This is a genomic window from Variovorax sp. LARHSF232, from assembly GCF_052871435.1.
The window spans coordinates 380,125-403,241 of the sequence record NZ_JBIXJS010000002.1 but is presented as its reverse complement, the minus strand read 5'-3'; the positions used below and the strand labels follow the sequence as shown (position 1 = coordinate 403,241).

The window sequence follows — 23,117 nt, the reverse complement described above, 5'->3', positions numbered from 1 at the left end:
AACCCATGAGAAACGAGCGCCACTTCCCGTGCCGCCCATTGCATTGCGACGCCTTTGGCTCCGGCTTCATCGCTGGGCCGCGCTCGGCCTTGGCTGGCTTCTTGCGCTGACCGCCCTTTTCGGCGCGGCGCTCGTTGTCGCGCCGCCGCTGGACCACTGGGCCAACCCACAGCTCTTTCACGCGCGCTCGGCGCCGGGCGTGCATGCGCCACTGGAGCCGCTGCGCCAGTGCCTCATCGCCGAATTCGGCCCGGCCACGGCGCTCACGCTGCGCCCACCGCGCGCGCCGCACGACACGCTGTGGGTGCGCGTGCGCAGCCGCGCGTGGAACGGCACCGTGTACTTCGATCCCGTAGCGGGCCTGGAGCAAGGCCGGCGCGGCGAGCACGAAGGCGCCTTCAACCTGCTGTTCGAGCTGCACAGCTCGCTGCTGATGGCCGACACGGGCAAGGCCGTGCTGGCCGGCGCTGCCCTGGTCTACACCTTCCTGCTGCTCACCGGCGTGGTCCTGTGGTGGCCGGTGCGCTGGCCGCCGCGCCTCTGCATCGAATGGCGCCAGGGCCTGCTGCGCGGCCTGTTCGACCTGCACCGCACCGGCGGCGCGCTGCTGGGCCTCTTGATCCTGGTGTCGGTGCTGAGCGGCGCCTACATGGCCTGGACGCCGCTGCGTGCCTTCGTCAGCCAGCTCGCCGGGCAGACGCCGCCGGGCGCCCCCAAGCTGGGCCAGGCGGCGGCCGGTAGCAGCCCGGCCGTCACGCTGGACACGCTGGTGGAACGCGCGCAGGCGCAGTTTCCCGGCCAGCCGATCGGCTACATCCATCTGCCGGCGCAGGCCACGCGGCCGGCGCAGGTTCGTTTTCGCCTGCCGGATGACCCGCACCCCAACGGCCTGAGCTCGGTCTGGCTGCATCCGGTGAGCGGCCAGGTGCTGGCGGCCCGGCGCTGGAACGAACTCGATGCCGGCGCGCGCGCGGTGGCCGTGATTTATCCGCTGCACATCGGCGCCCTGGGCGGCCCCCTGCATGCGGCGCTCACGCTGAGCACCGGGCTGGCGCTGGGCACGCTGGGCATCAGCGGTATTTGTCTGTGGTGGCGGCGCCGCCGCCGCTGAGCCCGCGCCAGTTTTTTTACTTTCAACGTCCTCTTGAGATCCTCATGTCTTCCTGCCTGACGCGTCCTCCACGCACCCTCGTTGCCGCCGCCTGCGGCCTGATGCTCAGCCTGAACGCCGCGGCGCAAAGCAGCGTCACGAATGTGGAGGCCGCCCAGCTGGGCACCATCCAGGTCAGCGGCGACTGGCTGGGCTCGGGCCTGCAGAACAGCGTGCAGGGCTTTGCGGGTGCCCGCACGGTGGTCAAGCGCGAGGCCATTGCCGAAACCGGTGCAGCCAGCATCAGCGGCGTGATGCGCTTCATCCCCGGCGTGCAGGTCAGCGACAACTCCTCCAGCGGCGGCAGCGCCATCTCGCTCAGCATCGGCGTGCGCGGGCTCGAGGGCCGCTACTCGCCGCGCACCACCGTGCTGCTGGACGGCATTCCGCTGGCCGTGGCGCCCTACGGCCAGCCGCAGCTGTCTTTTGCGCCGGCCTCGCTGGCGAACATCGATTCGATCGACGTGGTGCGCGGCGGCGGCGCGGTGCGCTACGGGCCGCAGAGCGTGGGCGGCATCATCAACTTCCGCACCCGGGCCATTCCCAACCAGCCGCTGGCCGGCGATGTCTCGGTGCGCTACAACGACTTCGGCGAAGGCGGGCAGAACACGCAGTACAGCACCTTCATAGGCGGCCAGGTGAACAAGGAGCTGGGGCTGGCGCTCTTGTATTCGGGTTCGGACGGCTCCGGCTGGCGCGAGCACAGCGACGAGCGCATCGACGACGTGGCGCTGAAATTCCGCTACGAGCTCACGCCCACATCCGAGCTGTACGGCAAGTTTTCCTACTACGAGGCGCGCACCGACGTGCCCGGCGGCCTGAACAGCGCGCAATACGCGGCCAACCCCTTCCAGTCGCAGCGCACGCACGACCTGTGGAGCGGGCGGCGCAGCGGCATCGACCTGGGCTACATCAACGCCATCTCGGATACGCAGGAGTTCGAGCTGCGCACCTACTACAACGACAGCTTCCGCCAGAGCCTGCTGGCCAACAACTTCGATGCAGCGGCCACTTCGGTGAGCAACCAGCCGCGCGACTACGGCGTGTTCGGCATCGAGCCGCGCTACACCCAGCGATTTGCCGCCGGCAGCCTGACGCACGACGTGACGGTGGGCATGCGCTATGTGCGCGAGCGCGCCGACGAGACCAACATCAACACCAACCTGCGCACCGGCCGCGCCACCGTGGCGCGCCAGTCGGACAACAGCACCGACGCCTACGCCTACTACGTCGACGACCAGATCGCCGTGGGCAATTGGCGCGTGACGCCGGGCCTGCGCTTCGAGGATGTGGAGATCGGCCGCGTGAACACGCTGACCGGCTACCGCGAGACGGTGAAGAGCGACGAGCCGCTGCCCTCGCTCAACGTGGCCTACCTGCTGAGCCCGGAGTTGACGCTGTTCGGCAACTACACCACCTCCTTTGCCAGCATCCAGCACCTGCAGCTCAACCTGAATCCGCTGGGCAACCCGCTGCAGCCCGAGACCGCCAAGACGGTGGAGGCCGGCGTGCGCTGGAACAACGGCGCCGGCACCACGGCCGAGGCGACCGTGTTCGACATGCGCTTCGACAACCAGCTGCAGTTCATCGGCGCGTCGAACTACTGGGTCAACCTGGGCGAAACGCGCCACCAGGGCGTGGAGACCAGCGCCAGCTACGCCTTCGACAAGTCGGGCCTGCTGCGTGGCCTCCGCGCCTACGCCACGCTGACTTACACCAAGGCGACGCTGAAGCAGGGCGCCCTTGCCGGCAACGACGTGCCCTTCTATTCGCGCTGGACCGACGCGCTGGGCCTGCGCTATGCGCTCGGTGCCTGGGACTTCGAAGTGTCGAGCACGCATCAGTCCAACCAGTACGCCGACGATGCCAACACGCAGGCGGAGAACGCCGCCGGCACGGTGGGCGTGATTCCCGGTTTCCGCCTGTGGAACGTTCAGGCACGCTGGAAGATGCCGAGCAAGCCGGGGGTGGAGCTGGCCCTGGGCATGAACAACGTGACCGACGAGCGCTACTTCTCGCGCACCACCGACACCAACGCCGGCAAGCTGGTGGGCGCGCCGCGCACGGTGTTCGTGCAGGGGCAGCTCAAGTTCTGAACGGCCTCCAGGGACTTACACTCGCCGGCCCATGGCGCTCAAATCCACCATCTTCAAGGCCAGCCTCGCGGTCGCCGACATCGACCACGGCTACTACGCCGACCACGCCCTGACCCTGGCGCGCCACCCCAGCGAAACCGACGAGCGCATGATGCTGCGCTTGGTGGCGCTGGCCTTCAACGCCCACAAGCTGCAAAGCGTGTGCGCAGGCGATGCCACGCTGGGCTTCGGCGCGGGCCTGTCGAACCCGGACGATCCGGACGTGTTCCTGCGCGACTTCACCGGCCGCATGCGGGTCTGGGTCGAGGTCGGGCAGCCGGAAGACAAACCGCTCATCAAGGCTTGCGGCAAGGCCGACGAGGTGCTGCTGTACTGCTTCAACCACGCGGCCGAAATCTGGTGGCGCGGCATTGAGACCAAGCTCACGCGCTTGTCCAACCTGCACGTGTACCGCGTGCCCACCAGCGCATCGCAGGCCTTGGCCGCGCTGGCCCAGCGCAGCATGCAGTTGCAGGCCACCATCCTGGAAGGCGTGCTGATGCTGGGCGACAGCTCACGCCACGTCGACATCGAACCGCTGCGCTGGAAGTAGCTAGGGCTGCATCATCGCGCCGCAGTGCCAGCACTGTTCGAAGCCGCCTTCCACCAGTTCGCCGCAGGCTGTGCAATGCCAGCGGCGCTGCGGCGGCTGGCGCAGCGCCATCAGCAGGCGTTCGGCGCGCAGCAGCTGCGCGTCGTCGCGCACCCAGACCTCGGGCAAGCACTGGTCCGGCGGCAGTTCGCCGGCAACCCCGGCCAAATATTCGCGCTGCACCGACACATCGATGCCTTCCCCCCGCAACGCATCCGCCCATAGCGTGGCGATCGCCAGATTGGGGGCTTGCGCAAGGCGACGCATGTCTGCCTGCCTGTCAGTCCGGCGCAGCCGCGCCCAGCTTGTCCGACTCGCGCGCCCGCTCCGCGTACTTGTTGAAGCGCCAGGCGGTGTCCTGCATGGTGATGCGGCGCCAGGTGACGCGCTTTTCCGCGGGCGACATGGCGGGCCAGTGCTGCACTTCGTCGAAGCTGCGGCCGCAGCCCTTGCATTCGTCGTCGCCCTGGCTGGTGGAGCAGATGGCGATGCAGGGCGTGTCGGGTGTGCTCTGGTACCAGGCGAACCAGGCGTCCCAGGCCTTGGCGGGGAAGCCGAACTCGTCGGCCTCGTCCTCGTGATGGAAGACCATGAGTGCGTAGACCTCGGCCAACGCACGGATTTCGGCGGCCAGCGTGACGCCGTCGGGCGAGGGCTTGCGCTCGCGCCAGTAATTGATGGCGGCCTCGATGTCGGTGATGTGGATGGCGGCCATGGAACGGGAAAGAAGGTGGGCGCGAATGATAAGGCGCAGGCGACTGGCACTTCGACCGCTATTAAATGGATAGCATCAGATTCAGCGCGCAAGCGCCTTGCGAGACCATTTTCCTTGAATCTCCAATTTGCGAGGGCTTGCCAGGGCACAAAGCCAATGCTCTAATCGCGGTTTCCGAAGGGGAGTAGCTCCCGTCCGGCGCCAACAGGAATGCAGGCACCGGGCATCGGCAGGTCGTCAATACGAAGCGTACGCTTCCGGCCTGCAGGGTAGGCCGCACAATGCAGAAGATTGTGTGGCCGGCCGAGCAAGACCTTCGATTTGAACCTGCGCCAGGTTTGGTCGAAGTGCCGCTCCCTCTCGAAGCTCGCCAGCTCATCGGCGGCTTCGCAAGAAGAGAATCACTCCCATTGGGCTTGGCGCCGGACCCGCAAAAGCATCTCGTCAAGTCACAACATACGGAGTTTTTCTAAATGGAATTCATGAGCGCCCCCTGGTGGTCGGCCCTGCTGGCGATCATCCTGATCGACCTGGTGCTGGCCGGCGACAACGCCATCGTCATTGCGCTGGCCGCACGCAGCCTGCCCAAGCACCTGCAGACCAAGGCCATCGTCTGGGGCACCGTCGGCGCCATCGTGGTTCGCTCGCTGATGACCATCGGCGTGGTCTGGCTGCTGAAGGTGCCGGGCCTGCTGCTGGTCGGCGGCCTGGGCCTCTTGTGGATTGCCTACAAGCTGATCGCCGCGGGCGACCAGCATGAAGAACACGGCGTCGCCGTCAACACCTTCTGGGGCGCGATGAAGACCATCATCGTGGCCGACGCGCTGATGGGCGTCGACAACGTGCTGGGCGTGGCCGGCGCGGCGCATGGCGCCTTCGACCTGGTGGTGATCGGCCTTCTGATCAGCGTGCCGATCGTGGTGTTCGGCAGTTCGATGGTGCTCAAGCTGGTGGACCGCTTCCCGGCCATCATGTACATCGGCGCGGCGGTGCTGGCCTACACGGCTGCCAAGATGATCGTGACCGAGCCGCTGCTGTCCGGCATCTTCGGCACCAAGGAGACCCCGGTCGCCGTGCTGCGCTATGCGGTCGAAGCCGGTTGCGTCGCGCTGGTGCTGGGCCTGGCCTGGCTGGCGACGCGCAAGAAGCCCCAGCAAGGCGAAAACGCCCAGATCGCGGCAACGCAGGAACCGAAGCGCGAGCACTGATCGAATCGATCGAGATCGGGAACACAGCTTGGAAACCATCATCCTGTTCGTCGACGATGCGGCCCACGCCCGCGAGCAGTTGCGCCGGCATGCGCCGGCCGACCCGGCGCTGGCCGGCGCGGTGCACTGGATCCTGGTGGCCTGCGCACCGCGCATGACGCATCGCATCAGCAAGTGGGTCAGCCACAGCTCCCGCGAGAACTGGCGGGCCAAGTGGTTTGCCAAGACGCAGGAGCAGCTGATGCCGCTCCTGATGCAGGGCGGCAGCCGGGTCACGCCGGTGCTGGCCAAGGGGCCACTCAGCGAACTGACGCGTGAACTCAGGCTGCACCACGGCGCCGCCTGCGCGGTGGTCGATGCACGCCGGCCCAAGGTGGGCGGCGAGCTCGAGCCGCTGGTGCAGCCCGCGGCGGACCAACCATCCGCGCCGGCCCGCTGGAAGGGCGCCCTGGGCAGCATGGGCGGCATGGGCGCGCTGTTCATGCTGGCCCTGCAGTTCGGCGAGTAGCCCGCCGCGCGCAGGCGCTGCTGCTATCCTGCGCCGATGCGACTCGTCCTCAAATGGCTTCTCAGCGCCGTGGCGCTGCTGGCGGTGGCCTACGTCTACAGCGGCGTGCAGGTCAACAGCTTCATTTCTGCACTCATCGCGGCGGCCGTGATCGGCCTGCTCAACGCGGTGGTGCGGCCGGTGCTGGTGATCCTCACCTTGCCGGTCACGGTGGTGACGATGGGGCTGTTCCTGTTCGTCATCAACGCGCTGATGTTCTGGTCGGCCTCCGGGCTGCTCAGCGGCTTCCAGGTGGCCGGTTTCCTGGCGGCGCTGCTGGGCTCGCTGATCTATTCGGCGCTGGGCCTCATCATCGACGCAGCGTTGTCGAAGACGCCCTGAGCACTTCGACTAACGCGGCAGGTCGCGCTCATCCAGCGCCTGCTGGCGCAGTTGCGCATCCACCTCGCGGGCACGGGTGTCAATGATCGACGCCTCGTAGTGGTCCAGTGGCGGCAGGCCCGCCTTGCCCTCCGCCATTTGCCGCGCCAGATCCTGCGCCGCCTTGAAGCGGTCGCGCGCCGCCGCGTAGTCGAGCTGGGCGACGTTGGCCTCGGCCTCGGCCCGCACGGCGCGCAGCGGCTCGTTCTGCGCATTGAAGAGCGTGGCCAGCATGCGCCAGGCGCCGGCGTCGCGCGGATCGCGGGCCACCCGGTCGCGCAGGCCCTGAACGACGGGCGCCAGCTGCGCCGCGCCCTGCTTCGTTGCCACTGCCCACTGGCCTGCCTGGAACTGCTCGGGGCGCTCCTTGGACTTGGCGTCGATCCAGGGGGTGGCACGTGCCGGCGTGCCGGCCGCCAGTTCGACTTCGGCCGACAGCAGGCGCGCCAGCCGCGCGGCGGCGGCATCGCCGTTGGTGCGCGTGACCAGCCGCGCCGCCAGCGTGCGTGCCGCCTCGAAGTCGCGCAGCTGCGCCGCCGACAGCGCCGCCGCGTAGAGCATGCCGGCCTGCTGCGCCGGTGCGCTCCTGGCGAATTCGCCGCTGCCCGCGGCATCGACCCACAGGCGCAGCTGATCGACACCGGGACGCGTCAGCGCGCGGGCCCGCGCGGAGATCATGGCGTGGTCCATCGCCAGCGGCAGTGCGATGTCGGTGCCGGGCGTGAGCTGAAAGCGCCCCTGCATGTCGGCGATCCGTTCGGAGTTCAGCGGGTGGCTGCGCAGGTAAGGGTACGAGCCGTTGTCGGAAAGGCGCGAGGCGTACTGCAGCTTCTCGAACATGGAGGCCGCGCCCTGCGGCGCAAAGCCGGCCTGGGACATGACGCCGAAGCCGACGCGGTCGGCCTCGCGCTCCATGTCGCGCGAAAAGCTCAGCTGCGAGCTCATGGCCAGGGCCTGCGTGCCGGCGATCATGGCCTGGCCCAGGTCGCCGCCGCTGCGGCTGTTGCTCTTGGCCGCGGCGATGGCACCCAGCACCATGGCCGCCAGCATCAGCGGCGTCTGCTTGGACTGCTTGTCCAGCATGCGCGCGATATGGCGCTGGGTGATGTGCGACAGCTCGTGCCCCATCACCGTGGCCAGCTCGTCGCGACTGCTCACCACCGCGATCAGCCCCAGGTTGATGCCCATGTAGCCGCCGGGCAAGGCGAAGGCGTTGATCTCGCGGTCGCGCATCAGCACCACGCGCCAGGCGAAGCGGTCGTCCAGCTCGGGCGTGAGCTCGCCGCGCAAGCGGGCCGCGGCCATCAGGCGCTGCCAGATGGCCAGCACGTATTCCTGCAGCACCGGGTCGTCCATGTAGGAGTTGTCGCGGTACAGCTCGCGCCCGATGCGGTCGCCCAGCTGGCGCTCGGCGGTGGCGGTCATCTCGCCGCCGTCGCCCATGCCGGGCAGCTGGGCTTGCGCCAGCGGCGGCAGCAGGAGCTGGGCCGCGATCAGCAAGGCGGCAAGAAGGGATCTGCAGCAGGATTTCAAAGTCATGCGTGACATGTGCGAATCATGGCCCAGCCCGGAAATGCCCGGCCGTGGCACGTATGATCAACTTTCGTTTCCAAGCGCAGTCCATGAGTTCCCCCCTCACCCACTTTGACGAACGCGGCCAGGCCCATATGGTCGACGTCGCCGCCAAGCCCTCCACCCACCGCGTCGCGATCGCCACGGGCCGCATCGAGATGCTGCCCGACACGCTGGCGCTGATCGAATCGGGCAGCGCCAAGAAGGGCGACGTGCTGGGCGTTGCCCGCATCGCCGGCATCCAGGCGGCCAAGAAGACCAGCGACCTGATCCCGCTGTGCCACCCGCTGGCGCTGACGCGGGTGGCGGTCGAATTTGCCACCCAGGCCGGCGACGAAGCGGCCGGAACCTTGCCGCAGGTGCTGTGCATGGCCACGGTGGAAACGGTCGGTCCCACCGGGGTCGAGATGGAAGCCCTCACCGCCGTGCAGGTGGCGCTGCTGACGGTCTACGACATGTGCAAGGCAGTGGACCGCGGCATGACGATCACCGGCGTGCGGGTGCTGGAAAAGCACGGCGGCAAGTCGGGCAGCTTCGTGGCGGATTGAGGCGCGCGGCGGCGGTGGAGCCGACTGACAGTCGCGAGATGACCACGCAGCCCCCCACCCTGCCCCACCGGCAGTTGCACTGGGGCCTGGTCGCCTGCGCCGTCGTCTCGGTCGCCATTCACCTTCTGCTGCTGATCGGTTTGCCCAAGAGCCGGCTGGCGGCCGACTTCCGGCCGGCGGACTACCGCACGCTGGAAGCGCGAAAGGTGCAGGTGCGTTTGGTCGAAGGCAAGGCCGCGCCCAGACCGGCGCCGCCTGCGCAGAACAAGAAGAAGCCACCGGCCCCGGTTGCCAACGCCCCCCCGAAGGCCGCAGCGCCGGCAACCAGTGCACCCGTCGTCGCAACCGCCGCAACCGCCGCCCAGCCTGAGCCACCCGCGCCCGGCCCATTGCCCGAACCTTCCGAATTCGACGGCTACCTCCCTCGCGCTCTGCTGACTGAGCCGCCGGAGGCATTGACCGAGATCGTTATCGAGGCGCCGCAGGAAGAGGAATTCCCGGGCCGCCGGGTCGGCGTCCTGACCTTGTTCATTGACGAGGACGGTCAGGTGCGCCACGTGGCACCCGACGACATCCTGCTGCCGCCGACCCTGGAGCAGCTGGCGCGCGAGGCCTTTGTGGCGGGCCGCTTTTCACCGGGCCGGGTGGACGGTCAGGCGACCAAATCAAGAATGCGGGTGGAGGTCGTGTTCGAATGAATGGGCCCACTCAAAGTGTGAACAATTGCATATAAACCTTTGGTGTAAGCGCTACAAAGTAAGCACTAACGGGGCTTGAAAGCGCCGATAAGCGTCGGAATTGCTCCGATGGGCGGCGAACCCAGTCTCGTCACATCATGTGACATTTGTCTTCAACTGATACCTGCAGCCGCGCGGGTATTTCTCTGAGTTGAAGAGGGTTCTCGCCAATGCGCAACGTCTATTTCCCGCGCCGCTCGCAGCAGCGCAGCCGTGGCTTCACCTTGATCGAGGTGATGATCACCGTGGCCATCATCGGCATCCTGGCCGCGGTCGCGCTGCCCAGTTATCGCGACTATGTGCTGCGCGGGCAGATCGTGGACGCCACCAGTGCTTTGTCAGCGATGCGGGCGGACATGGAGCGGCATTACCAGGACAACCGGACCTACGCTTCGGTAGGCACTACCTTCCTCACGCCGTGCGCAGTGACGCCCGCCAGCCGGCGCCAAGTAGGCAGCTTCACGCTTTCCTGCAACGGCACGCCCAACGCCACCAGCTTCACGATTCAGGCAGTGGGCAGCGGGCCGACAGAAGGCTTCACCTATACGGTCAACGAGACCAACACACGTGCCACGACGGCCGTTTCGAGCAGTTCCGGCTGGAGCACCTGCACCACTACTTGGATCACCAAGAAGGGGGCAACATGCCCGACCTGACGGCACGCCAAGGCCGCGGCTCACCCGGTTTCACGCTGATCGAAATGATGGTCACTCTGGTCCTGCTGGCGATCCTCTTCACGCTGGCAATGCCCTCGTTCTCCGCCTGGATCCGCAACAGCAAAGTCCGCACCGTCGCCGACTCGCTGCAGAACGGCCTGCGCCTCGCCCAGGCCGAGGCGACGCGCCGCAACCGGCAGGTGGTGTTCACGCTCACCAACGACAGCCCGACCGCAACGGCGCACACACCCGCCACCAACGGCGCCAACTGGTCGCTCAACACGGTCGCGGCCTACACCAACGATCCCGTGGCATTCATCGAAGCCGGCGTGCTGACCGACGTCGCTTCCGGCGTGCAGATCACAGGCCCCGCCGCGATCTGCTTCAACGCCATGGGCCGCATGGTCGACAACCCCGCGCCAGGTTTCGGCAGCGTTGCCTGCAGCTCGACGAATCAGACCTACCAGGTCGGTTTCGCCAGTTCGACGGACGGCGTCGACCGTCCCCTGCGCGTGACGGTCAAGCTTGGCGGCCAGGTGCGCATGTGCGATCCGGCCAAGGCGTTGACCGAAGGCTACGCGGACGGATGCTGATGACTTATTTTCAACAAGTCCCCACCCCACGCAGGCGGCACGCCCAGTCGGGCCTCGCCATTCTCGAAGTGCTGATCGCGGTACTGCTGTTTTCGCTCGGCCTCCTGGGCCTGCTCGGACTGCAGGCGCGGGCCGTGTCCTTTTCCATCGATGCCGAAGACCGAAACCGCGCCGCACTGCTGGCCAATGACGCGGCCAGCGTCATGTGGCTGAAGAAGTCGGTGACGCTCAGCGAGCCGGAGCTTGCGGCCTGGCAGGCGCGTGTAGAGGCCGTCTCTGTGAGCGGCCTGCCCAATAGCGAAGGCACCATTGCTGGCGTCAGCGGCACCACCAACAGCGCCGACATCACCATCACGTGGCACCGGCCCTCGCGCGACTCCGCGCAGGACAGCACCTTCACCACACGGGTCGTGCTGCCATGAGCTTGAACCCTGCCAAAGCACCGCGACCGAGTCAGCGCGGCCTCACGCTGGTGGAACTGCTGGTGGCCATGGCCATCGGGCTGATCGTCACGCTGGCCGTGACCAGCGTGGTGATCACGGGCGAATCACACCGGCGTTCGACCACCTCGACCAACGACATGGGCCAGTCGGGCTCCTTCGCGATCTATCAGCTCGACCGCGCGGTGCGCAGCGCGGGGTCGGCACTGGTCCAGTCGGCCAACAACGGCGTATTCGGCTGCAAGCTCAACGTGGGCACCATCCTGCCGCGCGCCAGCGCCTTTCCCGCGCCCTTCGCCGACAACTTCCTGCAGGCTGACGGCACCAGCAGCTTCGGCAACCTGCGTGTGGCGCCGCTGCTGATCGGCAAGTCCATGTCGGACGATGACGTGTCGGATGTACTGGTGATCATGCGGGGCAACGGCAACGCCGGCGGCGTTCCGCGCCGTATCAGCGACCCGGGCACGGCCACGCTGCTCAAGCTCGAAAGCTCGATCGGCTTTGCCGTCGGCGACGTCCTGCTCATGAGCCAGCCCGGCGTGACCGATTGCCTGATGGGGCAGATCGCCGCGCTCGATCCGGCCGCCAGCCCCGGCGAGTTGACCCTCAACTCGTCCGGCACCTACTACACCGCCGGCACGACCACGACGGCCGCCACGCTGGCCGGCAGCACCTCGACCTACGTTACCGCGCTGGGCACCACGTCGGCCGGCAGCGTGCAATTCACGATGTACGGCGTGGGCGCCAACAACACCCTGTTCAGCTACGACCTGCTGCGCACATCGGGCACCACCGACGCTTCGCAGGCGATGGCCGACGGCGTGCAGGAACTCCATGCCATCTACGGCCTGGACACGACCGGCGATGGCGTGCTCGACGCCTGGGCCGGCCCCGGCGATACCGGCTACGACATCGTCAGCGTGATGACCACGCCGGCCACCCTCCGGCAGATCGTCGCAGTGCGCGTCGCACTGGTGCTCAAGAGCGCCACGCCGGAGAGCACCAACGTTACGCCCACGTGCGACGGCATCACCACCACGGCAGAGGCGGCCTGCGGCCCATACCGCTACTTCACCGGCCTCGCCAATGGAAGCACTTCGCTGCAGGGTGAGGTGAATACATCGGCAGCGCAGAAATTCCGCTTTCGGGTTGTCGAGTCGACGATTCCGCTGCGCAACATGCAACTGGCTCCCGCACCGCTATGAACAAGAAGAACAAGACTCACACGCCCATCCGGCGCTCGCGCGAGCGCGGCGTGGTGCTGATCTTCTGTCTGATCGTGCTGGTAATCCTGCTATCCGGCGGCGTCGCGGTGATCCGCTCGACCAACAGTTCGCTCTTCAGCGCCGGCAACCTGGCCTTCAAGCGCGACCTGCTCAACCAAGGCGAGCAAGCGGTTGCGCATGTGCTGGCGCTGTTCCAGGGTACCGGTGGCCTGGCGAGCTCGAGCAGCACGCAAAGCGACAACATCAGCCTGAACTACAGGGCAAGCCAGCTGGCGACCAACTCGCAAGGCATCCCCACCGCGATGCTGGGCAATGACGAGACCTTCGGCGCTGTAGGCGTGACTACCAACGACCTCACCAGCGAGAACAGCAACGTGGCCAGCGACGACGTGCAGATCCGCTACCTGATCGACCGCATGTGCTCCGCCGCCGGGGTGCCGTCGAGCAACAACTGCGTGCAGGCGCAGTCGGCGCCCACCGGCGGCACCGCCGGCACGGGCGGCCCCGCAGTCACCACCGCCTCCGTCTACCGCGTGACCATCCGCGTCACCGGGCCGCGCAGCACGCAGGTCTTCATGCAGACCTCGTTCAGCAAGCCCGACTGAGAGAGCCACGAAAGACAAGAAGATGAAACGCGCCTTCTCTACCCCCCTATCGCCGGTGAAGTCCGGGCTGCTGCGCGCCGCGCTGGCTGCTTCGCTGCTGCTCGGCCTGTCGAGCACCGCCCTGACGGCGGACCTCGCCGATCAACCCGTGTTCTCGACCACCAGCGTACCGGGCAACCTGGCGCTGGCACTGTCGGTGGAATGGCCGACCGCTTCGCGCACCGCGCATGTGGGCAACTACGCCAGCGCCACCGAGTACCTGGGCTACTTCGATCCGGACAAGTGCTATCTGTACCAGGTCGATACCACTGCCAACAGCACCAACACCGGCGATACGAGCTACTTCTATCCGCAAGGGGCGGCGAGCAACCACACCTGCACCGGCGGCAATGACGCCAAATGGAGCGGCAACTTTCTGAACTGGGCCTCCACGGCCACCATCGACCCCTTTCGCTGGGCGATGACCGGCGGGCGCCGGGTGGTCGACACCGGCCCCAGCGAGCCAGACGGCACACCCCTGAACACGACGATCCTGGAGAAAGCCTGGCATTCGGGTCAGGGCCTGTTCCCCGATAGAGACCTCACCGTCAGCGACATCGCGGGCGCGACGCCATTCGCGGCCACGCGCGTCAACGTGCAGCTCAACGGCCAAGGCTTCAAGATGCGCCTGAACGTCGAAGGCGACTCGACGCGAACCTTCACCGCACGCTACTACAACAGCACCTCGCCTGGCAGCACAGGATCTGTCCTGACCGTCAGCAACGACAACGGCTATCACAACTGGGGCAACGGTTCGCCAGGTGACGGCGTGGATGCTGAGGATTTCTCGGCCCGCCTGACCGGTACCTTTACGGCGCCCGAAACCGGCAACTACCAGTTCCAGACCCTTTCCGATGACGGCATCCGCGTCTGGGTAGACACCACGGGCAGAAACGCCTTCAACGATGGCAATCGCATCATCAACAATTGGACCAATCACGGCTCGACCACCGACACCTCCGGCAACGTCGCCCTCAATGCCGGCCAGAGCTTCAGCGTTCGCATGGACTACTACGACGCCTCCGGCGGCGCCACCATGCAGCTGTCTTGGAAGCGGCCCTCCACCGATGGCTTCGAGCCCTTCCATGGCGGAGTCGGAACGCGCGACTACACCATGCGTGTCAAGGTATGCGACCCGTCGACCGCGGCCGGCGGCGTCGAGGCCAACTGCAAGCGCTACGGCAACAACTACAAGCCCGAGGGGCTGATCCAGAAATACTCCGACAAGATGCGCTTCAGCGCCTTCGGATACCTCAACGATGCGAGCGGCAACAACGGCGCGACCGACCCGGCCAACGCGCCGCGCGACGGCGGCGTGATGCGTGCACGACAGAAGTTCGTGGGCCCGACCTACCCGGTGCCCGGCGCACCCGCCTCGAACAACGCACTGCGCGAATGGGATCCGGACACCGGCAAGATGGCGCGCAACCCTGACACAGCGGACGCAGCAGCCATGGGAACGGACGCGGCCAGCGTCGGGGCAGACGGTACCTTCAACGTCACCGTCAGAGACAGCGGCGTGATGAACTATCTGAACAAGTTTGGCCAGCTGTACCCGGGCAACTACAAGAACTTCGACCCGGTGAGCGAGATGTACTACGCCGCGTTGCGCTACTACCGCAACCTGGGCAACGTGCCTGCCTGGTACGCCATGACAGGCGCCGATCTCGCGACCCGTCGCACCTACATCGATGGCTTCCCGGTCATCAAGACATGGGACGACCCGATTCAGTATTCGTGTCAGCGCAACTTCGTGCTGGGCATCGGCGACATCTACACGCACGTGGACAAGAACGTGCCTGGCAACACGCGCACGGTTGGCGAGCGCGCCATGCCGAGCCAGGTCAGCGACGACACTACCGTGAATGCCGTGACCGCCACCAACAAGGTGGGCGCACTGCAGAACTACCACGCGACGGATCTGGGCAGCTACAGCAGCGGACGCAACAACTCCTTCTACATGGCTGGCCTGGCCTACGACGCCAACACCACCGACATCCGCCCCGACGCAACCCGCGTCGATGGCACCCGCGTGGCCCAAACCGTCGGTAAGCAGACCGTGCAGACCTACTGGGTCGACGTGCTGGAGCGGGCCTTCGAGGCCAACAATCAGTTCTACCTGGCAGCCAAGTTCGGCGGCATGAAGGTGCCGACCGACTTCAACCCCTACGCCACGACGACGACCGCAGCGACGATCCAAGAGTCGTGGTGGCGCACGAACACCGACACCGTCGGCACGGGAACCACCGCCGAGCAGCCGCGCCCCGACAACTACTTCACAGGCGGCCGTCCCGATACCCTGATCACCGGTCTGACCCGCGCCTTTGCCAGCATCGCCGATGCCATCAAGGCCTACACCACCTCGTTCTCGCTTTCGACGGCGCAGGTGTCGCAATCGGGCAGCGCGGCCTATGCGTCGCAATACGACTCCGGCGACTGGAGCGGCGTTTTGACGGCGCGCGAACTCAGCTTCGCCACAGACGGAACGCCGACTGCAACCGATCGATGGAATTCCACCGGCAAGCTGAACGCGCAACTGGCCGGCACCGGCTGGAACACCAATCGCCGGGTCGTGACCTGGAGCGGTTCGGCCGGCGTTCCCTTCCGTGCGACAGACGGAATCACATCGGCGCAATTGACAGCGCTGGCCACCACCTACGGCGGCGATGCCACAACGGCCAACTACCTGGACTACCTGCGTGGCGATCGCTCTCGCGAGGCCGCCAATGGCGGCCCCTATCGCACCCGGACGGTGCCGCTGGGCGACATCGTCAACGCCAAGGTCACGCCCGTGGGGCCACCCAGCGCACCATACGGCGACTCGCTCAACCCCGGCTACGCTGCGTTCAAGAGCGCGAAAGCATCGCGGCCCACCATGGTGTACGTGGGTGCCAACGACGGCATGCTGCATGCCTTCAACGGCAAGCTCGAAAGTACCGACGCCACAGGCGCAGCGACCGATGCGGGCAAGGAGGTGTTTGCCTACGTGCCCAGGGCGCTGTTCCAGGGCCCCAACGGCACGCCGCAGGTGGACGGCCTGGCGCAGTTGGGCAACCCCAACTACGTGCACCACTACTACGTGGACGCCACGCCGCTGGCCTTCGATATCGATCTCAACTACGCCGGCGGCACCAAGACCACCACCAGCGCCGACAACTCCGCCTGGCGCACCATCCTGATCGGCGGCCTGGGCAAGGGTGGCCGCAGCTACTACGCCCTCGACGTCAGCGACCCCGCATCCATCACCAGCGAAGCCTTGGCTGCCGGCAAGGTGCTGTGGGAGTTCACCGACTCGACCATGGGCTACAGCTATGGCCCGCCGGTGGTGGTGCGCACCAAGAAGTACGGCTGGGTCGTTGTGTTCACGTCTGGCTACAAGGACGGCACCACGACGGACAACGGCTATTTGTACTTCGTCAATCCACGCAACGGTGCGCTGCTGGAAAAGGTGAGCACGGGCGAAGCTGCACCGGGGCTGACCTACGCGTCGGCCTACGTGCAGGACTACGCCAAGTATGAATCCGATGCCATCTACGTCGGCGACATGAACGGCGTGCTGTGGCGTTTCGACCTGACCAGCACTGGCACCGGCGCCTACCCGGCACCAGTCAAGCTGGCCACACTGACCGATGGTGCAAGCACGCCGGCGGCACAACCGATCACCACGGCCCCGCTGATCGAGATCAGCCCCACCACGCGCAAGCGCTTCATCCTGGTGGGCACCGGCCGCCTGCTGGCAGTCACAGATATCAGCTCGAGCGCACCGCAGAGCTTCTACGGCATCCTGGATGGCACCGCGGGCGCGTTCTCGAGCGTGAGCAGCCCCATCACCCGTGCAGACCTCACGCCGATCACCGACCTCCTGACCGGCATCTCGCTCTCGGCCACGTCGAAGGGTTGGTACATCGACCTGGGAACCAGCGGCAGCGGCACCAACGTCGTCGGCTGGCGCATGGTCTCGCCGCCTGTTGCCTACAACGGCGTGGTGGCCTTTGCTTCCATGCTCACCACGGGCGACGCCTGCAGCCCCTCGGGCCAGAGCCGCGTTTACGCACTGAACTTCACCACGGGCAAGTCGGTACTGTCACCCGCCGCGCCTTATGAGACTTTCACCAACTCGGTGACCGACCTGCGCTTTGTCAGCCTGAACGGGCGGCCGCTGCTGATAGCGGGGGACAACCAGGGTGGCATCCGCAAAGTTGGAACGGATCTGTCGGGGAGTGCTTCGACGAAGTTGTTGAATTGGAGGGAGTTGCCGACGGTGGAGTGAGGGAAGGCCGCGCAAGCAATGAACGTGGCAGAAAGGTAACGCGCCCGAACAAGCAATCTGCTTGCTGGGGCGAATTTCGACTCGTGGCCAACGTTGCGGCAAGACCTACGTATACACTTGTTGACACCTTTTTCCGAAGGCGCCTGAGGGCTGTTTTCCTGGCGCCGCAGCGGGCCAAAGCCTCAATCCAGTACTTCCTACTTACCATGTTTGACAAGTGGTTCGGCGCCGGCGCCGCAAAGCAGTTCGGCACGCAAATGGCCATGCTGCTGGTTCAGCGAGCCGCGACCGAAGCCGAGAAGAGCGCACGCGCAAAGTCCGCCAAAAAGGGCGAGAAGCGCTTTGACGCCGCGCTCCTTTCCATTGAGAAGAAGCTGGCCGAATTCAGGACCAGCAACAGGCTGAACATCTACTCGAAGGCGCAGTTGGGCAGCGCGTTCAAGTTCGAGCTGCTCGACAACGGCTTCGATCAGGAAGACGCGGAAAAGCTCACCACCTGGCTTCTGCTCAAGTGCAACTAGGCATGTTCAACGCGCTGAAGCGAGTCTTGGGATTGGGTGGCTCGCCAGGTGGCAAGGAGCCTGCGCCACGCGCAACGACCGAGGCGCCAGCATCGCCCAAACCGACGCCTAAGCAAGACCACTTGTCGCTTGGCAACGCTGCCGTGCAGCGCGAGCGTTATGCGGAAGCGGTCGAGCACTACACAAGGCACATCGCGCTGGAGCCCAGCAGTGGCTCCGGCAACGTCGGCCTCGGCTTCTCGCTGTTACAGCTGGGGCGCTTTCCACAAGCCATCGAAACGCTGAACAACGCCGTGGCGCGCGACCCGCAAAGCGGCGATGGCTTCTACATGCTAGGCCAGGCTTATCGCGAAATGGGCCAGCCGCAGGCGGCGCTGCAAGCTTGGCGCAAGGCACACGCGCTGGCGCCCGAACTCGAGCATCTCTATCTCGAATTCTGCTTGCTGCTCTTCAATCAAGGGCATTCCGGCGAAGCCCGGACCCTGATGGAAACAGGCGTTGCGCGCTTTACGGCGAATGCCGACTTCAAGTTCTACTTGGGCAATCTGCTGGCTGAAGGCGGCGACTTCGCGAGCGCCGCCGAGGTCTATCGCGACGCCGTCGCCTTGAATGGCGAAGCGCCGTATCTGCTGTCCAGCTATGCCAACGCGCAGATGCAGGTCGGCGAGCGCGATGAAGCCGCCGCAGCGCTAAAAAAGGCGATGGCACTTGCGCCGGATGATGCGAGCATCTTCAGCAACTACCTGCTGTGCATCCAATACAGCACGAAGCTGTCCAAGGCGGACAAGTTCCAGGTGGCTCGGGAGTTCTCGGAGCGGTTCGAAACGCCCCTCATCGACCAATGGGGTCGCTACGAACAAGACGAAAACCCAATGCGCAAATTGCGCCTGGGCTATGTCTCGGGTGACTTTCGCAATCACGCGCTGGCTTACTTCATCGAGCCAATTCTTGCCAACCACGACCGGTCGAAGTTCGAGCTCTTCTGCTACTACTCGCACCCCACGTTCGATTCGGTTTCGCAACGCGTCCAGGTCATGGCCGATCACTGGGTGGGCTGCCACGGCATGAGCGACGAGGCGCTGGCGGAGCGCATTCGCGCCGATCAGATCGATGTGCTCATCGATCTGTCCGGCCACACGGGCCACAACCGGCTGCTCACCTTTGCACGCAAGCCGGCGCCGGTTCAAATGACCTGGCTGGGCTTCCAGGCCAGCACCGGCCTTCGGGCCATGGATTACCGCATCACCGAAGAGGCGCTGGACCCCACGGGAGCCAGCGAACAATTCCATTCGGAAAAGCTGATCCGCTTGCCGTCGAGCGGCACCTTCAGTCCTTCGCCGGACAGCCCGCCGGTCAATGGGCTTCCAGCCCTGGGCGGCCAGCCTTTCACCTTTGGCTGCCTCAACAATCCGACGAAGATCACGGACGAGGCGATCGCGCTGTGGGCGAGCATTCTGCAGAAGAGCCCAAATTCGAGGCTCTTGCTCGGCAACGCGACGGCGCCGTTGATTGAACGGTTCTCTGCCCAGTTCAGTCGGTACGGCGTCGACCCCGCTCGCCTCGTCTTCCATCCCAAGGTAGGCCTGGTCGACTACCTGGCGCTGCATCTTCAGATCGACCTGGCGCTCGACACCTTTCCCTACAACGGCGGCACCACCACCTTCCATTCGCTATGGATGGGCGTGCCGCTTGTTGCGCTGGAAGGCGACTCCACGCTGTCGAAGGTCGGAGCCGCAGTGATGCGCGGTGTCGGCCTGCCAGACTTCTGTGCCACCACCCAGCAGCACTATGTGGAGCAGGCCGTCTACTTCTCGGACCATCTGGAGGAGTTGAGCGCAATACGCAGTTCGCTGCGCGGCAAGCTGGGAGCGATCACGAATCACCTGGCGATCGAGGTCACGGCCTCGTTGGAAGGCGCTCTGCAGTCCTGCTGGCAGGACTACTGCCGCAGCCGGCAGGCGCAAGCACAGCCGGCCTGAGCCGCACGGCAGCCATGACCCAGCCCATCTACGTCGCCCAGCCGGACCTCCCGCCGCTGGAGGAATTCCTGCCTTACCTGCGCGAGATCTGGGACAACAAGATCCTCACGAACGGCGGGCCTTTCCACCAGCAGTTCGAACAGGCGCTGTGCGAATTCCTGGGCGTGGAGCATCTGTCGCTGTGCTCGAACGGAACGCTGGGGCTGGTGACTGCACTGCAAGCGCTCGGCGTGACGGGCGAAGTCATCACCACGCCCTACTCCTTCGTGGCCAGTGCGCACTCGCTGCTGTGGAACCGCATCCAGCCGGTCTTCGTGGACATCGATCCGGCAACATTGACGCTTGATCCCGCAAAGATCGAAGCTGCCATCACGCCCCGTACGTCGGCCATCCTCGCGGTGCATTGCTACGGGCATCGCTGCGAGGTGGAAGCCATTCAGTCCATCGCAGACAAGCACGGCTTGAAAGTCATCTACGACGCCGCACACGCTTTTGGCGTGCGCGACACCAAGGGCAGCGTGCTGCGTCACGGCGACCTGTCGGTGCTGAGCTTTCATGCGACCAAGGTCTTTCACACCTTCGAGGGCGGCGCCATTGTCTGCCCGGATGCGCATACCAAGCAGCACGTCGACCATCTCAAGAACTTTGGCTTTGTCAACGAAACCACCGTGGTCGAGGCCGGCATCAACGGCAAGATGAGCGAAGTCAATGCCGCTTTCGGCTTGCTACAGCTGCGCCACATCCAATCGTCGCTGGCGCGGCGCCGCCAGGTGGACGCCGCCTACCGGGAAGCCTTGAGCGGCGTTGCAGGCATCCGCCTGCTGCAAGGCGCGGGCGAGCTCGAGGTCAACTATTCCTACTTCCCGGTTCTGGTGGAAGCAAACTTTCCCATCAGCCGCGATGCGTTGTACGAAAAGCTGCGCGCGCACAGCATCTTTGCCCGGCGCTACTTCTATCCCTTGATCGCGAATTTCCCGATGTACAAGGACCTGCCATCGGCGCAGGCAGGAAATTTGCTGGAAGCCAACGCCGCAGCCAACAAAGTGCTGTGTCTGCCCATTTATTCTGCGCTCTCGTTACAGGACGTTACGCGCATAGTTAACATTGTCCGTGGAGCGTGAACGCCCACCTACCGGCCGCAGAAAGCGCGCCTTAGTCCCTAAGTTTGAGAACAGCATGCCAACCATCGAGCAGTTCATTGACAGTTTTCAAGTTGCCGTCGACTTTCAGGAGCCGGTCGAAGTCACGCCCGACACCGAGCTGCGGAGTCTCCCCGAGTGGGACTCGCTGGCAGCTCTGGGCGTCATCGTCATGTTCGATGTCGACTACGGCAAGACCATCGTCGGCGACGACCTGAAGAACTGCGTCACGCTGACCGACCTGTACAAACTGTTGGGGTAAGACGCCATGGGCCTGTCCACGCTTCACAACGTCCGCTTTGCCGGCATGGCGAGCTGCGTTCCACACCGGGTGCTGTCAAATCGTGTGGACTGCCCGCCCAAGATGCGTTCCGAACGCGAGCGCCTGGTACGCAACATCGGCATCGAGCATCGCCGCATCTGCGCGGATTGGCAATGCTTCTCGGACCTGGCCTTCGACGCCACGGAAAGGCTACTGGCAGAACTGAACTGGGCGCGCGAAGAGGTCGATGCCCTGATCGTCGTGACGCAGTCGCCCGACTACATCACGCCGGCCACCGCCATCGTTCTGCAGGACCGTCTGGGCATGGCCAAGACCACCATTGCCTTCGACGTCAACTTGGGCTGTTCGGGCTATCCGTTTGGCCTTCACATCCTGGGCAGCATGATCGCTGCCGGCGCGCTGAGAAAGGGGATTGTGCTGGTGGGTGACAAGTGCGCAACCGTCAAAGAGCCGCTGTTCTCCGACGCCGGCACCGCGACCGCACTCGAGTTTGACCCGAATGCTGCCCCGATGCACTTCGACCTGAACAGCGATGGCAGCGGCTACAAGGCCATCATCCAGCCGGTGGGCGGGCACCGCGAGCCCTTTGGCCTGCAGCACATGGTGCCCTTCCGCGACAAGGATGACGAGCCCTGGCAATGGCCGGGCGCCTTCCAACTGGACGGCCCCGCGGTGCTGAGCTTTTCCACCCAGCAGGTCCCTCCCTCGGTGAATAAGCTGCTGGACTATGCGCAGACGCCGAAGGAGTCGGTTGACTACTTCGTGTTCCACCAGGCCAACCGGATGATCAACGAGACCATCCGCAAGAAGCTGGGCCTGCAGCCCGAAAAGGTCCCGACTTCGCTGCATGACTTCGGCAACACCAGCGGAGCGTCACTGCCTGTCACGATGACTGTGCGCATCCGCGAAGCTCTGGAGGTCAAACGGAATCGGCTGCTGCTGAGCGGCTTTGGCATCGGCCTCTCGTGGGGCACCTGCCTCATCGACATTGAGGGTGCGAAGTTCCCGACCTTGATCGAGTCATGAGCGCCGACTCATCGGCGCTGGGCGCCTTCAGCCTGATCGGAAGGACGATCCTGGTCACCGGCGCCTCTTCTGGAATTGGGCGCCAGATTGCCTTGAGTTGTGCCGAGGCAGGCGCGAACGTGATTGCTTCTGGCCGCGACGAAGGGCGCCTGCAGGCGTTGCTCGGAGATCTTGGAGGCGAACCACACCGATACGTCGTCGCCAACCTGAGCGATGACACCGGCATCAAGTCGCTGGCGGAGCAGGTCGGCAAGATCGATGGCGTCGTCCACAGCGCCGGTGTCTCGGCTTTGGCGCCACTTCGCCTGGCCTCGCGACCACATGTGGAGAGCCAGCTCGACATCAACTACGTGGCCCCCCTGTTGCTGAGCCAGCAACTCTTGGTGCGCAATGCCATCGCACCGGGCGGCGCTATCGTGTTCGTGTCCTCGATTTCGGCTCACATCGGCGTGCACGGAGTAGGGGCGTACGCCGCGAGCAAGGCGGCACTTGAGGCGATGGCGCGCGCCTTGGCAATGGAAGTTGCCAAGAAGAAGATCCGGGTGAACTGCCTGGCTCCCGGATTGGTTGAAACGCCTATGCTGGCCGCCGCTCGCGCGACCACTGGCGGCCTTGACGAGACCCTGGCCAAGTACCCGCTGGGCGTCGGTCTCCCCCAGGATGTGGCGCACGCAGCCATCTTCTTTCTGTCGAACGCCAGCCGCTGGATCACCGGTACCACGCTGATTCTCGACGGCGGACACACTGTCGGTTGA

23 protein-coding genes are annotated in these 23,117 nt (G+C 65.5%); 20 read left to right on the top strand and 3 right to left on the bottom strand.

Going from position 1 to position 23,117, the window contains the following annotated elements; all coding sequences use genetic code 11:
- The first annotated feature begins 28 nt into the window (after positions 1-28).
- From ACIPRI_RS07335 to ACIPRI_RS07325, 3 genes are read left to right on the top strand one after another with little or no spacing between them, the layout of a single operon-like run.
- Positions 29-1,111 (top strand): PepSY-associated TM helix domain-containing protein, encoded by a 1,083-nt coding sequence (locus tag ACIPRI_RS07335; protein WP_446620758.1) that lies wholly within the window; start codon positions 29-31, stop codon positions 1,109-1,111.
- A gap of 44 nt (positions 1,112-1,155) precedes the next feature.
- Entirely contained in the window at positions 1,156-3,246 is a 2,091-nt protein-coding gene (locus tag ACIPRI_RS07330) for a TonB-dependent receptor family protein (RefSeq protein WP_446620757.1), read from the top strand.
- A 31-nt stretch (positions 3,247-3,277) separates the two neighbouring features.
- Complete coding sequence (locus ACIPRI_RS07325; RefSeq protein WP_446620756.1) at positions 3,278-3,838, top strand: YaeQ family protein; 561 nt, start codon at positions 3,278-3,280, stop codon at positions 3,836-3,838.
- Here the strand turns inward: ACIPRI_RS07325 and ACIPRI_RS07320 are convergent, their stop codons facing one another.
- Both ACIPRI_RS07320 and ACIPRI_RS07315 read right to left on the bottom strand, forming a co-directional pair.
- Positions 3,839-4,144, bottom strand: a complete 306-nt coding sequence (locus tag ACIPRI_RS07320; protein ID WP_446620755.1) for a putative signal transducing protein — start codon at positions 4,142-4,144, stop codon at positions 3,839-3,841.
- A 13-nt stretch (positions 4,145-4,157) separates the two neighbouring features.
- Positions 4,158-4,592: a DUF3717 domain-containing protein gene (locus ACIPRI_RS07315; RefSeq protein ID WP_446620754.1), complete on the bottom strand. Its 435-nt coding sequence runs from the start codon at positions 4,590-4,592 to the stop codon at positions 4,158-4,160.
- A gap of 473 nt (positions 4,593-5,065) precedes the next feature.
- Here ACIPRI_RS07315 and ACIPRI_RS07310 point away from each other — a divergent pair, with 473 nt between their 5' ends.
- From ACIPRI_RS07310 to ACIPRI_RS07300, 3 genes are read left to right on the top strand one after another with little or no spacing between them, the layout of a single operon-like run.
- Positions 5,066-5,800 carry a TerC family protein gene (locus tag ACIPRI_RS07310; protein ID WP_446620753.1) on the top strand — a complete coding sequence of 245 codons (735 nt, stop codon included), beginning with the start codon at positions 5,066-5,068 and terminating at the stop codon, positions 5,798-5,800.
- 28 nt (positions 5,801-5,828) lie between these two features.
- Positions 5,829-6,308 (top strand): hypothetical protein, encoded by a 480-nt coding sequence (locus ACIPRI_RS07305; protein ID WP_446620752.1) that lies wholly within the window; start codon positions 5,829-5,831, stop codon positions 6,306-6,308.
- Positions 6,309-6,344: 36 nt separating this feature from the next.
- Positions 6,345-6,689, top strand: a complete 345-nt coding sequence (locus tag ACIPRI_RS07300; RefSeq protein WP_446620751.1) for a phage holin family protein — start codon at positions 6,345-6,347, stop codon at positions 6,687-6,689.
- 9 nt (positions 6,690-6,698) lie between these two features.
- Here the strand turns inward: ACIPRI_RS07300 and ACIPRI_RS07295 are convergent, their stop codons facing one another.
- The gene (locus tag ACIPRI_RS07295) at positions 6,699-8,267 is read right to left on the bottom strand and encodes a M48 family metalloprotease (protein WP_446620750.1); all 1,569 of its coding nucleotides are present in this window, start codon (positions 8,265-8,267) and stop codon (positions 6,699-6,701) included.
- A gap of 83 nt (positions 8,268-8,350) precedes the next feature.
- Here ACIPRI_RS07295 and moaC point away from each other — a divergent pair, with 83 nt between their 5' ends.
- From moaC to ACIPRI_RS07225, 14 genes are all read left to right on the top strand, one after another.
- Entirely contained in the window at positions 8,351-8,848 is a 498-nt protein-coding gene (gene moaC / locus ACIPRI_RS07290; protein ID WP_446620749.1) for a cyclic pyranopterin monophosphate synthase MoaC, read from the top strand.
- A 38-nt stretch (positions 8,849-8,886) separates the two neighbouring features.
- Positions 8,887-9,546 (top strand): hypothetical protein, encoded by a 660-nt coding sequence (locus tag ACIPRI_RS07285; RefSeq protein ID WP_446620748.1) that lies wholly within the window; start codon positions 8,887-8,889, stop codon positions 9,544-9,546.
- A gap of 209 nt (positions 9,547-9,755) precedes the next feature.
- Positions 9,756-10,241: a type IV pilin protein gene (locus ACIPRI_RS07280; RefSeq protein WP_446620747.1), complete on the top strand. Its 486-nt coding sequence runs from the start codon at positions 9,756-9,758 to the stop codon at positions 10,239-10,241.
- Complete coding sequence (locus ACIPRI_RS07275) at positions 10,229-10,834, top strand: GspH/FimT family pseudopilin (protein WP_446620746.1); 606 nt, start codon at positions 10,229-10,231, stop codon at positions 10,832-10,834. Before ACIPRI_RS07280 ends, ACIPRI_RS07275 begins: the two co-directional genes overlap by 13 nt.
- On the top strand, positions 10,834-11,256 hold the full coding sequence (locus ACIPRI_RS07270; RefSeq protein ID WP_446620745.1) for a type IV pilus modification PilV family protein: 423 nt from the start codon (positions 10,834-10,836) through the stop codon (positions 11,254-11,256). The genes ACIPRI_RS07275 and ACIPRI_RS07270 overlap by 1 nt, the downstream gene beginning before the upstream one ends.
- A complete protein-coding gene (locus tag ACIPRI_RS07265) occupies positions 11,253-12,479 on the top strand; it encodes a PilW family protein (RefSeq protein ID WP_446620744.1) in 1,227 nt (408 codons plus the stop codon). The genes ACIPRI_RS07270 and ACIPRI_RS07265 overlap by 4 nt, the downstream gene beginning before the upstream one ends.
- Complete coding sequence (locus ACIPRI_RS07260) at positions 12,476-13,105, top strand: pilus assembly PilX family protein (RefSeq protein WP_446620743.1); 630 nt, start codon at positions 12,476-12,478, stop codon at positions 13,103-13,105. Before ACIPRI_RS07265 ends, ACIPRI_RS07260 begins: the two co-directional genes overlap by 4 nt.
- Positions 13,106-13,127: 22 nt before the next feature.
- Positions 13,128-17,414: a PilC/PilY family type IV pilus protein gene (locus ACIPRI_RS07255; protein WP_446620742.1), complete on the top strand. Its 4,287-nt coding sequence runs from the start codon at positions 13,128-13,130 to the stop codon at positions 17,412-17,414.
- 83 nt (positions 17,415-17,497) lie between these two features.
- Positions 17,498-17,935: a hypothetical protein gene (locus tag ACIPRI_RS07250; RefSeq protein WP_446620741.1), complete on the top strand. Its 438-nt coding sequence runs from the start codon at positions 17,498-17,500 to the stop codon at positions 17,933-17,935.
- A 2-nt stretch (positions 17,936-17,937) separates the two neighbouring features.
- On the top strand, positions 17,938-19,914 hold the full coding sequence (locus tag ACIPRI_RS07245; RefSeq protein WP_446620740.1) for an O-linked N-acetylglucosamine transferase, SPINDLY family protein: 1,977 nt from the start codon (positions 17,938-17,940) through the stop codon (positions 19,912-19,914).
- A 14-nt stretch (positions 19,915-19,928) separates the two neighbouring features.
- Complete coding sequence (locus tag ACIPRI_RS07240; RefSeq protein WP_446620739.1) at positions 19,929-21,035, top strand: DegT/DnrJ/EryC1/StrS family aminotransferase; 1,107 nt, start codon at positions 19,929-19,931, stop codon at positions 21,033-21,035.
- A 55-nt stretch (positions 21,036-21,090) separates the two neighbouring features.
- The gene (locus ACIPRI_RS07235) at positions 21,091-21,315 is read left to right on the top strand and encodes an acyl carrier protein (RefSeq protein ID WP_446620738.1); all 225 of its coding nucleotides are present in this window, start codon (positions 21,091-21,093) and stop codon (positions 21,313-21,315) included.
- 102 nt (positions 21,316-21,417) lie between these two features.
- A complete protein-coding gene (locus ACIPRI_RS07230; RefSeq protein WP_446620737.1) occupies positions 21,418-22,362 on the top strand; it encodes a ketoacyl-ACP synthase III in 945 nt (314 codons plus the stop codon).
- Positions 22,359-23,117 carry an SDR family NAD(P)-dependent oxidoreductase gene (locus tag ACIPRI_RS07225; RefSeq protein ID WP_446620736.1) on the top strand — a complete coding sequence of 253 codons (759 nt, stop codon included), beginning with the start codon at positions 22,359-22,361 and terminating at the stop codon, positions 23,115-23,117. Before ACIPRI_RS07230 ends, ACIPRI_RS07225 begins: the two co-directional genes overlap by 4 nt.

What these genes read in the sequence shown, in the direction of transcription:
- ACIPRI_RS07225 (WP_446620736.1), top strand. Translation starts at nt 22,359, where the DNA reads ATGAGCGCCGACTCATCGGCGCTGGGCGCCTTCAGCCTGATCGGAAGG.
- moaC (WP_446620749.1), top strand. Translation starts at nt 8,351, where the DNA reads ATGAGTTCCCCCCTCACCCACTTTGACGAACGCGGCCAGGCCCATATG.
- ACIPRI_RS07275 (WP_446620746.1), top strand. Translation starts at nt 10,229, where the DNA reads ATGCCCGACCTGACGGCACGCCAAGGCCGCGGCTCACCCGGTTTCACG.
- ACIPRI_RS07325 (WP_446620756.1), top strand. Translation starts at nt 3,278, where the DNA reads ATGGCGCTCAAATCCACCATCTTCAAGGCCAGCCTCGCGGTCGCCGAC.
- ACIPRI_RS07310 (WP_446620753.1), top strand. Translation starts at nt 5,066, where the DNA reads ATGGAATTCATGAGCGCCCCCTGGTGGTCGGCCCTGCTGGCGATCATC.
- ACIPRI_RS07285 (WP_446620748.1), top strand. Translation starts at nt 8,887, where the DNA reads ATGACCACGCAGCCCCCCACCCTGCCCCACCGGCAGTTGCACTGGGGC.
- ACIPRI_RS07295 (WP_446620750.1), bottom strand. Translation starts at nt 8,267, where the DNA reads ATGACTTTGAAATCCTGCTGCAGATCCCTTCTTGCCGCCTTGCTGATC.
- ACIPRI_RS07240 (WP_446620739.1), top strand. Translation starts at nt 19,929, where the DNA reads ATGACCCAGCCCATCTACGTCGCCCAGCCGGACCTCCCGCCGCTGGAG.
- ACIPRI_RS07230 (WP_446620737.1), top strand. Translation starts at nt 21,418, where the DNA reads ATGCGTTCCGAACGCGAGCGCCTGGTACGCAACATCGGCATCGAGCAT.
- ACIPRI_RS07270 (WP_446620745.1), top strand. Translation starts at nt 10,834, where the DNA reads ATGACTTATTTTCAACAAGTCCCCACCCCACGCAGGCGGCACGCCCAG.
- ACIPRI_RS07300 (WP_446620751.1), top strand. Translation starts at nt 6,345, where the DNA reads ATGCGACTCGTCCTCAAATGGCTTCTCAGCGCCGTGGCGCTGCTGGCG.
- ACIPRI_RS07315 (WP_446620754.1), bottom strand. Translation starts at nt 4,592, where the DNA reads ATGGCCGCCATCCACATCACCGACATCGAGGCCGCCATCAATTACTGG.
- ACIPRI_RS07330 (WP_446620757.1), top strand. Translation starts at nt 1,156, where the DNA reads ATGTCTTCCTGCCTGACGCGTCCTCCACGCACCCTCGTTGCCGCCGCC.
- ACIPRI_RS07265 (WP_446620744.1), top strand. Translation starts at nt 11,253, where the DNA reads ATGAGCTTGAACCCTGCCAAAGCACCGCGACCGAGTCAGCGCGGCCTC.
- ACIPRI_RS07235 (WP_446620738.1), top strand. Translation starts at nt 21,091, where the DNA reads ATGCCAACCATCGAGCAGTTCATTGACAGTTTTCAAGTTGCCGTCGAC.
- ACIPRI_RS07260 (WP_446620743.1), top strand. Translation starts at nt 12,476, where the DNA reads ATGAACAAGAAGAACAAGACTCACACGCCCATCCGGCGCTCGCGCGAG.
- ACIPRI_RS07245 (WP_446620740.1), top strand. Translation starts at nt 17,938, where the DNA reads ATGTTCAACGCGCTGAAGCGAGTCTTGGGATTGGGTGGCTCGCCAGGT.
- ACIPRI_RS07255 (WP_446620742.1), top strand. Translation starts at nt 13,128, where the DNA reads ATGAAACGCGCCTTCTCTACCCCCCTATCGCCGGTGAAGTCCGGGCTG.
- ACIPRI_RS07280 (WP_446620747.1), top strand. Translation starts at nt 9,756, where the DNA reads ATGCGCAACGTCTATTTCCCGCGCCGCTCGCAGCAGCGCAGCCGTGGC.
- ACIPRI_RS07320 (WP_446620755.1), bottom strand. Translation starts at nt 4,144, where the DNA reads ATGCGTCGCCTTGCGCAAGCCCCCAATCTGGCGATCGCCACGCTATGG.